We start from the raw sequence: 12,788 nt of genomic DNA, 5'->3' as shown, positions 1-12,788 counted from the left end.
GCGACCAGCGGGAGCGATTGCTGCGGCTTGTTAACTGCCTTGCTTGCTATTAATGAATGTAGTGGTTCTTTTGAGGTGTTCATAATCAAGTTGTGAGATTTCGTATGCCTTCCACTCGTTTAAATCAAAGGGTATCTCTGATAGGCCACCATATTGATCATGTAAGTTGGTATCTTCATCATAGAAACACGCATTGCCATTTTCATAAACCTCTATCTGCTCGCGTGTAATTCCAGAGCGCTTGCAAATGGCAAAGTACCAAACCGAAGTTCCCCAGGAGCTGTATTCATCACCCCTCGTTTCTTCCCAGACTCTCTTGTAGTAGGTCAGATCCATATGCAGTTAACGCTCCGTTAAGCGGCAATTGCAAGCATGGTAAAGTGAGCGAGAGCGAACCACGCTTGCAAATGTCCGCTTCAACGGTTTGTTATACTTGTGTTCAATTTTTTGAAATAGCAGACCTTACAGACATTAAGACTTGGCCCAATAAGTTTTTCCCGCGCCACATATTAGGATTAAGTATTTCTTTAGTGTCTGCTGCATACCCAACCCCCCAAACTAGGTCATAGGGAGATGCTTCAGCAATTGTTTTTTGGCCTGTTTCGATTAATCTTTCACCCAAATCAGCGTGCTGAGTGAACTTTAAATAATTCCCATACCAAACAATACCAAATTTATGCATATTCCATAATTCTGAGTTGTAGCCACTAACTTCTCTCCCTAGCTTTTGTTGAATCGAAGGCTCTGATTCTTCCATGATATTCTTTGCAGTATATTTATCACCAAATAGTAGCGCCTTCTTGTACATCATGTACTGCTCACAACAATTGTAAACAATACCATCCGGATCAATCATATCGCGTAAGGTCCACTGACCAAATTGATGTTTCCAGAAAAAATAAAACTCTTCAGTTTCTCGCATTATCACTCTATCTATACTATTGGCACTAAAGGTATAACGCCCGCCGCACAGGCGAGCAACTTGTTGCGAGTCCAGCGCACGAAGTGCGCGCTTGTGCCGGCTTTTGTTAGAGAACGAGCGCACTACCGGCACTGACATGAAACGGTTCCCCAACAACCTCAACTACTTCTGGAACAGGCAAGCTGTTACCACAACAGTCTATCTCTATGTATTCAACCATTCCTGATTTCCCTGAGAATATTAGGACCTCTAACGTTTTACCGGCTTCTGCAAGATTAAAGTTTGCTTCAAAAATTACACCATACTTACCTGGAACTGCAATTGCTTTGGTAAAAGTCGGGACCAGGACCTTGAAGCTATTACAACCGCATTGACAGAACTCAGAAAATACGGCTTTATCCAGGTGATTTTTTAGCGCTTGTGCATCAGGGAATTGACACCTCTCTAAAATAAAGTTAATCCAATCCCGCGCCCTGTGTTCGTTATTCATTGGTTCTCTAACGCCCAGCGCACAGGCGAACGGAGCGCAGCGTAGTGAGTCCAGCCCGCGTCTTTTGCGGGCGATTGTGCCGCTGCTTGTTATGTGTTTGTTTCATACTGCCCCCTTAGCCGCTTAAAAGCGTATAAGGCATAGATAGTCGGCGGCCCAATAGAGATAACCACAAAGAGGTAGTTTTCCCACCAGGACGGTGGCGGGCCACATTCATCTGTAACACACTGCCCAATGCCTACGTACAAAGTGGACAAGATTAAGACCACAAGAAACCATGCCAAGCAAAAAGCGATAACTTTCAGTAGCCCGATAAGCACAGCTTTCATAATCTCTCCGCTTACTTTTACACATAACGCCGCAAACAGCGGAGAGCGAAGCGAATCCGCTGCTTTGCTTTGTTAGGCATTGCCTATTCTCTTTACTACTTGATTCATTGTGTAGTGAACAAATTGCTCACCTAATTGCGTCAACTCGTAAGGCTTAGTATTTTCAAATGCAGATTCCATTGTTCCGCTACCCGCTGTGCGCTTTTTCCCTTTAGTGCTTTGTTTTTGAAATTGACCGTCATGTGTAGTTTGCCGAGACTGTCTTATAACGCCACCAGTGCTCAGATCTCTTATAAGCAGTTTAAATAGATCAGCTTCAGCACTATCTTCTCTGGGCATTTCGTGACTAACAGTTTGCCATATTCCAAATCTGGTGATTCCAGGGCTTTGATAGATTGCTCTGATAACTTTGAAATGAATTTCATGGTACAAATCTAACCAATCATTAAAAAGCCTAACTTGATCATCAGGACAAAGGTGTGATGCAGCAGCATTCGAAATCAGGTTTACTACATAAGCTCTCTTTTCTTCTGTTTCTGACGCATCCCAAGATCGAAATGCACGCCGAACCAAGCCGAGGTATTCGTCAGATTGTATTCTTTCTTCATAGTCTTCATGAACGGAATCTAAGCGACTAGCCATTTCGTCAAGCGCCAACATAAGAAGCTCAACTTTCGCCTTGTGAACTTTCAACCACTCTTCGTGTAATTCGTTTACTTTTCCTTGTTCACGTTCCCCATGAACCGAAGCTCCGGTCGATAGAACTTGTCCTATCCAAGGTATTGCAGACATAGCATTAGCGACAACTCGACAGTATTTCTTCCACTTACCTTGATCTTTTAAAATAGCGAGGTCGTAAGATATGAATTCTTCGGTCCTGCCAATTTCTATTTCTTTATTACCTTCCATAGCTCGATCTCATTCTTGCCTAACAGTTTATTAAAGAGCCAGTGGCTCACTATCGATTTGGCCACTATTTCTGAAGTAGACCCTTCAAGCTATGTAAAAAAGCCTTTATTTACAGTAGGTTATAAATTTACGATCAAATAATAACCAGAGATAGTAAGCCATCGGCTCAAGTCGCCTGGTAACACCTCCTGCTCTTGAACACATTTTACCCGCAATTAAATCAATAAGTTAGGGGGAACCTTTCTGCGGATGTCAGCCATGGCTCTATAATTCGGGGCTTGACACCTGTGATTATTGCACCCATAACTGTGTTTATATACAGTTGTGAGGGTACGATCATGGATGATATTCGTCACAGGCTTCCCAGGCATTCAACCAAATTCATCCCCAGCATTCGACTTCATATTCGTGAGGCAGGTCTAGCCTATCGGACTGAACAGACTTACGTTCACTGGATAAAACGCTTTATTCACTTTCATAAACTACGACACCCTCGGGAAATCGGTATTGCCGAGGTCGAGGCGTTCCTAAACCACCTGTCGGTAAAACGGCATTGTTCAGTTAACACCCAGCGGATCGCGCTAAATGCACTGGTATATCTTTATAAACGTTTTTTGGGGGTTGATACTTCCAACATTGGCTTTTCGCCTGCAAAGCAACATCGTCGCCTTCCAATTGTTTACAGTCGGGAAGAGATTAGAGCCATTATCTCAAAGCTGAAAGGTGTCTACTGCCTTCAAGTTAAACTAATGTACGGCACAGGGCTCAGATGTGCCGAACTCTTATCATTGAGAGTTAAGGACATCGATTTTGGCAGTAACAATGTGTTCGTACGGGGAGGCAAAGGTAATAAAGACCGAACCACAATACTTCCACAAGGCCTGATACCTGACCTGCGCACTCAAATTCAACAGGTCGAAATGACTCATGCATGGGATATCGCAAATGGCTATGGGGATGTCTATATGCCGGATGCATTAGAGCGGAAGTACCCCTCTGCTGCCCGTACCACAGCTTGGCAATTCTTGTTTCCAGCTTCGCGCGTTGGCCCTTGCCCCCGTAGCGGCGTGATAAGACGGCATCATCTTCATCCTTCGGCACTTGCAAAGCAGTTACGGCGTGCTGTGCAGGAATCTGGCATCAACAAGCCGCCCAGAGCACATGCATTCCGGCACAGTTTCGCCACTCACCTATTAGAAGTTGGCTACGATCTTAGGACAATTCAGGAGCTACTAGGGCATGCGGATATATCCACTACGGAGATTTACACTCATGTTGTGAATCGGGGCGGCAAAGGTGTATTGAGCCCCACAGACCGTTTGTAATCCTAATTGAAAAGATAGAATAGTAAAATGTTGGTGTTTGATTCTAAAACCTTTAAATGCCAAATTAATTTAATACCGAAGAGGCATCGTCTACTGGGGCAGGCTTTGTGTAAAGCTTGAATATCTGGATGGATAGTACACGATTACACATAGTCTGGTCCGCAAAGCTGCAAATAGAGTGCACTTTGAAATTGGCCAACTAAAGCCACCGGCAAGCTTTGGGTTTATCCCCTACAAGCTAATTGTTTACCAAATAGGCAGTTACTTATTTTGAGAGTGTAAACGGCTGCACACCGTTTACAACACCTGTAAACGGTATGGGCTACGCGGCCTTTTTCGTAAGTAGTCCCTTTTCTCCATCATCTTCAACAGGAATCAAGTGAGGTCGAATGATCAACACCCGCTCAGGGTTACGCCCACTGTTTGGCAAACGCGTTGGTATCGAGAATTTCCCGTTGCCATCACGCTCCAAAGCACCACAGGCGGCCAGTAGTTGCTTCGCCTTGCGATCACTAAGCCCCTTGCAAACCTCAGCTTTGAAAGTGGCCGGGTAAACGTAGTAAACAGTTTCAGAGCAAGCCTGCCCCTCAAGGGCATTACTGTCTTGTAGCGTTTTCCGGTAGCCGCAGCGCTTCAGGGTGCGAACAGTGTGATCATCAGCGGTAAAGTCCTCTCGATCCCAGCGGGTAAAGTGGGACTCTCCGTAGAGATCAAAAAATAATCTCAGTGCTGACAAGGTCTGCCGGTCCTCCAGGTTTCCAACACCGCCACGGGCCGATACCCAAGCACTAAAACAGGATTTGGCCGCTTCCATAGCCATACCTTTAGTCCAGCCTGTAATTCCCGCAGTGGAAGCCAGCTCTCCGGCAAAGCCAACAAGAGCAAACTTGTCTGCTGCTCTGCGTACTTGACCACTTACATCATCAGACAGCTCTGCGGCAAAGTTCACAAGCTCTCGGCGAATCTGGCTTGCCAGCTTTTCCAAGTTGCTAGCGCAAAGCTCTCTGATAAACGTATAAAGGGGTACTCCATGGAACAAGGAAGCTTTCTCAACCATATAACGCGATAACGCAGCACCACCAGCAAACCCATGCAGTTCATCAAAGATACCGGCTCCGCTCCCTGTATCCGAGGGAATAGCCAGTAGCCGAACCTCTTGCCCAGCTTTTGCTTTCTTGCCCACTTCAGCCATCTGTTGATCAAGCGTACGCTCTCCTGTAGATAGGAAGACAAGCCTCCATTCAAATGCATTCCCGCGTACGCCTCCGCGATCATTAGCCCTTGCCTTGCCAGTGCCATTTCCCAGCATATAGGCAATATCCCCCACAATACGGGGATCGCATTGGCTGATCTCATCAAGGATTAAAAGGCCGTCAGAGTGGGAGGCAGCAATACTCTCTAGTGCGTTATCCGTACTGCGCCAGGTACGAACAAAATCAGGACCGCCATACACTGAAGCAGCTACTTTTAGCAGGGTCGTTTTGCCTTGGGAGCTATCACCAAAGAAGTGAAAGCCGGTCGTTTCCATACCAATGAGATTTAGTAGGGGCCCGGCAAATGCCGCTGAAACCGAAAATAACAATCGGGTATTGTTCTTACAATAGCTCGCTACATGCTCACGCCATTGCTGAAGCTCACCACTTAACTTTATCTTGTTGAGATCTGGGCTTGTGGAGTAAAAATACAGTGGCTCTACAGGGGTTCCCAGGGTTTCATTCGGTAGTAGGTATGCATTGCCATGCCAGCCCAGTTTGTTCACTAAAACATAGCGATTAGGGCTTTTTGTCGTTTGCAGATATTGAATAATTCTACGCCTTGGCTGCTGCCCAGCTTCAGCGCGGAGTCCCATGCTATATAGCTGCTTAAGCACTTCTGCACCGCCCTCGGTCGCTAGGTACTCACTGGGTATATTCCACTCTTTAACAATGCCATCAGGGTCAAGGAAGCGAACCAACGTACCCCAGTTTCTTCCTTGGGAGTCACGAGTTAAAGCAAGCACATCCAGGCGATCACAGATTCTCATTAGTGAAGGCTCATCATCTGCCCCCTGAACAGGGAAGAAAACCCCACGATCATTTACTACAAATTGCCCAGACTCGGCCCCTTTATTACTTCCTCCCTTATTTTGGGCTGGATGTTCTGTTGCCACGGGTTGATAGGACGTTAAAAACTTTCCCTCTGTAATTAAGGCTGTAAGCTGCTCTCTTGTAATACCGACAGCTTCCACATCAGCCGCATCGCCTTTTGCTGGCCACTTAGGTCCTAAGGACTCTAAACACACTGTAGAAACCTTACACTCCATAGTGTGTAGGATCGCGGCCAGCTTAAGCATACAGTCTTTGCCTGCTGCATCATTATCGGGCCAGAGAAGTACTTCCCTTCCATGTAGGGGCTTAAAATCTGCTTTGCCCAGCGCTTTACTGCCACCGGGCCAGGTCATGGAAACATAACCCGGCAGCAGGCTAGCAGCTGCATCCGCAGCCTTTTCACCTTCGGTTAGCAATACCGGAGCTTTAGAGCGCTTTACCAATAGATCCAGCTTATAGAGTGGCCGCTTTTTTACCGGCTGCTTCCATCTCCAAGAGTTGCGTCCATTTGAATCCCGGCAATAGGTTAAGGGGCGATAGTCTTTTGATCTTGCATCGCCTTTCTGAATGTCAAAACGCATCACCTTCATTAGCAGTGAGCCGCACTGCCCACGGTACTCCCAAACTTTAGAGGGTTTACCGTTATGGGGATGGGTTGTTGGGCAAGAATGCTCTGCTTCTAAAGGTACCGGCAATACGGCTTCCCAGGAGTTACCGGCTGGCTTTTTGGTTTTCGACTTATAGGTTGAGCTAGGCGGTATAGACTCCCCTTCAGAGAGCCCCAGAAAAGCAGCAAGCCTTTGTGCTGCCTCTCCATTGTTTACCCCCTCAAGATAGGCAACCAACGATACGAGGTCCCCACCTTTTTCATCAGCTGCAAAATCCGCCCATGCACCGGTATTGCGATTTACTGAGAAGGACCCTTTGCTGCTATCAGATCGAGTTGGGTTAAGAGCAATATATTCAGCTCCCTGGTATGAGCCATCTGGAGCCCAGTGCGCCAATACTTCATCAGCCCGATCAAGGGCGAAGTCTGCCACTCGTTTAATATCAAAGCGTGCCATTAGTTTTCCTTATATTTTTAGCTTTAACCCCCGCCCCATAAGGCTTCCAACAGAACTGCGGGCCTCATTCCTGTTACACCTTTTTGCTGTAACACTCTTGGGGTAACAGAAAGGTGTGACAGCGGAAAGCCAATAAATACGAGGCTTTCAGCCATGCTGTAACACCTGCACACCTGTAACACCTTTTTTAAGAGGGGGTAAGATCGCCCCGAATAGAGGCAATAGTCTTATTTAGCGTGGTGATAAATTTGGCGGTAGGGAAACCGCTACGCCCTTAGGTTCCGTAAACCGTTTTGCATCGCGTAAGTTGGCCAAACGGATACGTTTTGCTTTGTCCTGTTCGTGATATTCATCATCATTGTAATGATGTAATCGCGTCAAGATCGCTAATTTAGCCTGATAAAAAAGCCAGGTTTCCGAGTTAGCGGTAGGGATACAACCATCGTTATAAAGAATAATTCGCCTCGGATCAGGATCACCTTTAAAGGAGATTACTGCCGCTTTTTTGGGTGTAATTCTGATATTGAAAAGTACAGGGTACTCTTCATAGTAGACAAATGATCTGCCGCTAAAACCAACTGGCTTGTAGTTTCGATTGAGTAGTGCGTAGCGACCGCATGGCTGCAAATCTAGGCAATATGGCATGGCGAGGGTACGTATATTAGCTGACATTTCTAAGCCCTCCATTGCGAAGCTCTAGGGCATCAGCTTCTTCCGATGGGTGGTATTCCAATTGGATACCATCCCAAACTAACCAACCTCCCAGAGAGAGACCTGCTCTAAGGCGGTAAAGGTTCACCACCTCAGTATCAGGAAGTCCTAGTGCTATTGTATTGGGGGAGGAGAGATACCAATGGGCGCGGCCATGTTGCTGATCAACAATAGGGTTAAATGAGTCAGAACTTATAGCTAGAAACGCTGCTTCACCCGTTGGCCATAGAAACAAAAGCAACTCATAACCAGGGATAGGACAGCCCATATCAAATGTCTCCATGATAGAGCTGAGGAAGAGTTTCCGGTCTTCAGGGCTTAGATTTGAATTCGAAAGAAGTATTTTATGCTCAAACTCAGCGCTTTCTGTTTTCCGATAGCTTCGAGCAAATTCAGCTACTTGCTGGTGTGTGTAGGGAGAGGAAGCACGAAAAGTCATTACTTGCCTCCCGCACGAGAAATAGCAATACGATCCTGTATCCATTGACGTACCTCTGAAGAGAGCCAACCGCTGGCGCGCTCACCAAGTTTGATAGGGGTGGGGAATTCGCCTTTTTTCACCAGGGCATAGATATAAGTCTTCTTGAGCCCAGTCTGTCGCTCTACCTCTGGCAGGCGCAAAATAGGGTCGCTCGGCGGGCTAGGTAAAACATCCGGCATTTGGGGATGAGTATTTGAGAGGGGCATATTCAGTCTCCTTTAACAAACCACAGTGAACGTCTGTGGCGGTGAGGAGATTGAATCAATGAAAGGAAAGCCGAGATATCCGCTTACCGGTTAAAGATTCTTTCTACCGGTTCAAAGAATCTTTTTACCGGTAGAAAGATAAATTAGACAGCATTACCAATTGCAGTACGGTTCCTTGTTGTTTCGGATTTTACCGATTTCCTGCTCAAGAAACTTCTTAGCGGCATCATCATCCTTCCACTGAGAGCCATCAGCCGATGTTCGCCTCTCCTTAGCTTCTTGAAGATACTTATATGCAACTTTGCTCGCAGTTCCATAGCTTTGGCTAAGCTTTTCACGAATATCAAATAGCCACTTTCGAATACTTGATGTCCACCGATCGCGCTTTTCTCTTCGGCTCCGCTGATCATCGCTGAGTACCTGCCCGGCTTTATGCTCACCTTGAAATTTTACGGCCTGGCGAATAAAACCTTCAGCCTCAGCTAAACAATGGTCGATCCATTTCCTGTCTTCTCGCATTATTGGCTGAGCGTCACATTCAAGAGCATCAAGCAAATCAAGGCCCTTATGAGCCCATATGATCGCATAGAGGGAATATATCTCAGCATCTGTAACTCGCTCATCCAACACTGGGAAAGGCCGACAAATCTTTCGAGCAAAAGGTAAGACAAACTTCGGGTCTATCTGACTCTCCAAGAGATTCATAGGGCTTTCGTCAGTAGCAAAAGCAGCGGGTTTCCAATCATTTCCAAGGCGTTCTGCCTGTTGAAATACAGCATCTCTACAATGTTTTAATTGACGGGCCTGCATCTTTTTCCACTCTTCGATGCTATCCGTCTGCCCCCAGATTTTTCTTCCTTGCTGAATTATTGAAACGAGCCGGCCTGCTTTTGAGGATGGGGACATATCTTCTAATCTGGGCCATGGGCCGGCTAAAGGATCGAAATCAGTCCGCCCTAACTTTGGATTTGAGTGAGTAGGAGCCCTATGAGTAAGGCTCGCCCCAAGCTCCATTGCATAGAGTATCGCTTCTTCATAGTCACGATTCTTAAAGGCCGCTTCAAAACACGCCCCAGTAGCAAGTATATGTAGCACCCGAAGAGGCGAGTCTATCTCGTTCGCTGCATTATCCTTTTTGACTTGATTAACAAGCTCGAAAAATGAATTTGGGGCTAAAGTGCTTGTTTTCCCTTCATTGGCAATTAATCCCTCACTTTGAAGAGAGGAGGAAATCTGCCCTCTAAGCTGGGCAAGGAAATCTTTCAAGTTTTCTTCCGGTGCCCGAGTATTTCCTTCAAACCGCTTCAGAGCTGTTTCAATACTCATTACAAGCTTATCGGTCTCAATAATTCGTAGTGAATCATCCATAACTGTATCCCTACTGAACCCACAATGAGCGAGCTACGTTAAAAATTGCCTCAACCTAACATCCAGCCTTCGAAGGAAAGCTCTAACTTTGCTGTGCAAATATCGGTACTACCTTTCCACTTCCCCGCATCTCATCAAGGTAATTTGCCCACCACTGCATCATCTCTTTTCGCTCATCCATATAACGAGCGTGGTGGGTATATGCAGCACGTACCCCATTCCTTTCCATGTGGGAGAGTTGCCTCTCAATAGCATCAGGATTGAAGCCAGTCTCATTTAAGATTGAGGAAGCTGTAGCGCGGAAGCCATGGGGGTTTGCTTTACTTCTTCCTTCCTGGGAACCATCCCAGCCCATTTTAAAAATTGCCTTACGCATAGTGTTATCGGACATGGGCCGGGCCCTTTCGCGCTCAGAGGGAAAAAGTAGAGAGTACTGGCCAGTTAAAGACTTCAACTCTTCAAGTGCAGAAAGTGCTTGTGAAGACAGCGGCACAATATGATCCGTGCCCATCTTCATACGATCACCAGGGATACGCCATAGAGCAGATTCAAAGTCGAACTCTTCCCAACGTGCACAACGCAATTCGCCAGGTCTAACAAAGGTGAGTATCAGTAACTGAATAGCAAGCTTGGTTAATATCCGGCCCCGCTTTTGGTAGAGGTCTAACTCTTTCAGGAAACCAGGTAACTCTTCTCGTGGGAGGGAAGCCCGATGATTACTTTTTCGGCTACGCAAAATACCCGTTAACTCAATCGCTGGATTGTGAGTAAGTTTGCCAACCTGAACGGCATAGCGACAAACCCGGCGAATATCCTGTAAAACCCGTTGCGCAACATCCATAGCATCCCGCTCCTCAATATCGCGGACAATGGCTATTACATCTTGGGGATGAAGATCGGCAATGGGCCTTTGGCCAATTCGAGGGAAGGTATTATCTCGTAACCTAGTCCATACACGGTTGGCATGGTCCTCTGTCCAGGTTCCTTTCTGGTGGTTCCACCACTCTTCAGCAACAGCAGCAAAACTCAGGTCAATATTGACTCTGGCTTGGTGCTTCTCAACTCGTTTCTGTGCTGAAGGGTCGCGGTCCTCTGCTAGCAGCTGTTTTGCTTCAGCTACTTTTTGCCTCGCCTGTTTGAGACTTACAGAGGGGTAAACTCCCAAGGCCAGCGTTTTCTGCCTTCCTTTGAATCGGTACTTTAGCCGCCAATACTTGGAACCATTGGGTTTGATCAATAGGCGTAATCCCTGCTGATCTGTAAGCCACTGATCCTTGTCGCTTGGTTTGGCCTGTTTGATTTGTGTATCTGTAAGGGCCATTGGTGGTGCTACCTGTTTCTAAATTGAACCGAGGTAGCACCAAATGTAGCACCAGATAGCACCGGATGACAATGAACTAGAGCGGAGGACTATGTAACGTCCAGATAGCAAAAAGCCCCGATTTACGGGGCTTTCTGGATGATTCCGAACTTCTTCGGATCTTGATGTGGTGCCCAGGGCGGGACTTGAACCCGCACGAGCATAGCTCACTACCCCCTCAAGATAGCGTGTCTACCAATTCCACCACCTGGGCTTAAATCTTACTGTTGTTCGTCACTTTCCTGATCAGCTGCAGGCTCATCTGAGCCGCTGTCAGTGGGAGCCTGGGGAACATCACCGGCTTCCAGGTCTGCTTCAAGTTGCGGGATATCACTCTCGATCTCGGGCAACTCTGTAGCAGGGGCACCCTGCTCTATTACAGCAGGTACTTGTGGCAAGTTGGCATCGACATTAGTGCCGGCGCCCTGACTAGCCAAAAAGGCCAGCCCCAAACTGGTGACGAAGAATACCGTCGCAAAAATTGCTGTCAAGCGGGAAAAGAAATTTCCGCTGCCCTGGCTACCAAATACGGTCTGGGATGCGCCCGCACCGAAGGAAGCGCCAGCTTCAGCACCTTTACCCTGCTGCAGCAAAATCAAGCCGATAATGCTCAGCGCGGTCAGAACGTGTACAACTAAAACCAATTTTTCCATTTTCTGGAAACTCTCTGCCGGGGTTGAACCAACCCGTTATTCAGTATTCCCTAACCCACCCGCTGTACTTTAAACAGCAGCGCGGCAAATTGCGGCGAATTCCTTCGCATCAAGCGAAGCCCCACCAACAAGGGCACCGTCAATATCAACCTGCGCAAAAAGTGCGCTGGCATTAGCGGATTTTACACTACCGCCATATAAAATTTGTACTTCGGCACCAATATCTCCGAGCTGAGCACGGATAAATTCATGCACGCTTTGCGCCTCCTCAGGAGTCGCAGTCTTTCCTGTACCTATTGCCCAAACAGGCTCATAGGCCACAACAGCGTCTTTCCAAGCGCTGGAGTCTATACGATTTCTCACTGCTGCCATCTGCTCGGCAACCACTTCGAGGGTACGCCCCTGTTCCCGCTCTTCGAGGGTTTCACCCACGCACAAGATCGGGATTAGGCCAGCCGCCTGAGCTGCAACAAATTTTCCTGCTACCAGTTCATTACTCTCTAAGTAGAGACTGCGACGCTCTGAGTGACCGACAATCACATAGTGAGTATTCCAGTCGAGCAGCATACCTGCTGAAACTTCACCGGTAAAAGCCCCTGCGGGCTCCTGGCTTAAGTTTTGCCCACCAACCACAAATCCACCTTTGTCCTGCGCTGCCTGTGCAGCCAGGGAGAGGTAGGGGAAAGGCGGACATACAACCACACCAGAAATCACTCCCTCCAGGTCGAGGTCAGTGAAAAAACGCTCGGCAAACTCTCGGCTGCCATTCATTTTCCAGTTAGCTGCTACCAGCGGTGTTCGCATGTGTGCTCCTTCAAGGGGCGCAAATCTTAGCGACATTGCCGCCAACATACAACCAAAAATATACGACTTTATTTGGAGT

At 47.2% G+C, this 12,788-nt stretch carries 13 protein-coding genes and 1 tRNA gene; 1 reads left to right on the top strand and 13 read right to left on the bottom strand.

Annotation, left to right across the window (positions count from 1 at the left end; all coding sequences use genetic code 11):
- Positions 1–30 precede the first annotated feature (30 nt).
- The 4 genes from GL2_RS10485 to GL2_RS10470 form a co-directional block, all read right to left on the bottom strand.
- On the bottom strand, positions 31–336 hold the full coding sequence (locus GL2_RS10485) for a hypothetical protein (RefSeq protein ID WP_143730607.1): 306 nt from the start codon (positions 334–336) through the stop codon (positions 31–33).
- Positions 337–439: 103 nt separating this feature from the next.
- The gene (locus GL2_RS10480) at positions 440–1,060 is read right to left on the bottom strand and encodes an NADAR family protein (protein ID WP_143730606.1); all 621 of its coding nucleotides are present in this window, start codon (positions 1,058–1,060) and stop codon (positions 440–442) included.
- Entirely contained in the window at positions 1,029–1,412 is a 384-nt protein-coding gene (locus GL2_RS10475; RefSeq protein ID WP_143730605.1) for a hypothetical protein, read from the bottom strand. Before GL2_RS10475 ends, GL2_RS10480 begins: the two co-directional genes overlap by 32 nt.
- Before the next feature lie 401 nt (positions 1,413–1,813).
- Complete coding sequence (locus GL2_RS10470) at positions 1,814–2,650, bottom strand: hypothetical protein (protein ID WP_143730604.1); 837 nt, start codon at positions 2,648–2,650, stop codon at positions 1,814–1,816.
- Positions 2,651–2,988: 338 nt separating this feature from the next.
- Here GL2_RS10470 and GL2_RS10465 point away from each other — a divergent pair, with 338 nt between their 5' ends.
- A complete protein-coding gene (locus GL2_RS10465; RefSeq protein ID WP_143730603.1) occupies positions 2,989–3,975 on the top strand; it encodes an integron integrase in 987 nt (328 codons plus the stop codon).
- A 322-nt stretch (positions 3,976–4,297) separates the two neighbouring features.
- Here the strand turns inward: GL2_RS10465 and GL2_RS10460 are convergent, their stop codons facing one another.
- The 9 genes from GL2_RS10460 to tpiA all read right to left on the bottom strand — a co-directional run bounded on the left by GL2_RS10460 (position 4,298) and on the right by tpiA (position 12,709).
- Positions 4,298–7,126: a DUF927 domain-containing protein gene (locus tag GL2_RS10460; protein ID WP_143730602.1), complete on the bottom strand. Its 2,829-nt coding sequence runs from the start codon at positions 7,124–7,126 to the stop codon at positions 4,298–4,300.
- 231 nt (positions 7,127–7,357) lie between these two features.
- Positions 7,358–7,798: a hypothetical protein gene (locus GL2_RS10455; RefSeq protein ID WP_143730601.1), complete on the bottom strand. Its 441-nt coding sequence runs from the start codon at positions 7,796–7,798 to the stop codon at positions 7,358–7,360.
- The gene (locus tag GL2_RS10450) at positions 7,788–8,276 is read right to left on the bottom strand and encodes a hypothetical protein (protein ID WP_143730600.1); all 489 of its coding nucleotides are present in this window, start codon (positions 8,274–8,276) and stop codon (positions 7,788–7,790) included. The genes GL2_RS10455 and GL2_RS10450 overlap by 11 nt, the downstream gene beginning before the upstream one ends.
- The gene (locus tag GL2_RS10445) at positions 8,276–8,524 is read right to left on the bottom strand and encodes a helix-turn-helix transcriptional regulator (protein WP_370452144.1); all 249 of its coding nucleotides are present in this window, start codon (positions 8,522–8,524) and stop codon (positions 8,276–8,278) included. Before GL2_RS10445 ends, GL2_RS10450 begins: the two co-directional genes overlap by 1 nt.
- Positions 8,525–8,677: 153 nt before the next feature.
- Positions 8,678–9,892 carry a hypothetical protein gene (locus tag GL2_RS10440; RefSeq protein WP_143730599.1) on the bottom strand — a complete coding sequence of 405 codons (1,215 nt, stop codon included), beginning with the start codon at positions 9,890–9,892 and terminating at the stop codon, positions 8,678–8,680.
- Positions 9,893–9,974: 82 nt separating this feature from the next.
- Positions 9,975–11,213, bottom strand: a complete 1,239-nt coding sequence (locus GL2_RS10435; protein ID WP_143730598.1) for an integrase arm-type DNA-binding domain-containing protein — start codon at positions 11,211–11,213, stop codon at positions 9,975–9,977.
- A 167-nt stretch (positions 11,214–11,380) separates the two neighbouring features.
- Positions 11,381–11,466, bottom strand: a tRNA-Leu gene (locus GL2_RS10430).
- A gap of 7 nt (positions 11,467–11,473) precedes the next feature.
- Positions 11,474–11,905, bottom strand: a complete 432-nt coding sequence (gene secG / locus GL2_RS10425) for a preprotein translocase subunit SecG (RefSeq protein WP_143730597.1) — start codon at positions 11,903–11,905, stop codon at positions 11,474–11,476.
- A gap of 69 nt (positions 11,906–11,974) precedes the next feature.
- Positions 11,975–12,709 carry a triose-phosphate isomerase gene (gene tpiA, locus GL2_RS10420; RefSeq protein ID WP_143730596.1) on the bottom strand — a complete coding sequence of 245 codons (735 nt, stop codon included), beginning with the start codon at positions 12,707–12,709 and terminating at the stop codon, positions 11,975–11,977.
- Between the last annotated feature and the right edge of the window lie 79 nt (positions 12,710–12,788).

The sequence above is a fragment of the Microbulbifer sp. GL-2 genome (assembly GCF_007183175.1).
Lineage (GTDB): Bacteria > Pseudomonadota > Gammaproteobacteria > Pseudomonadales > Cellvibrionaceae > Microbulbifer.
Note: the sequence above shows the minus strand (reverse complement) of the source record. Positions and strands in the feature narration are given on the sequence as shown.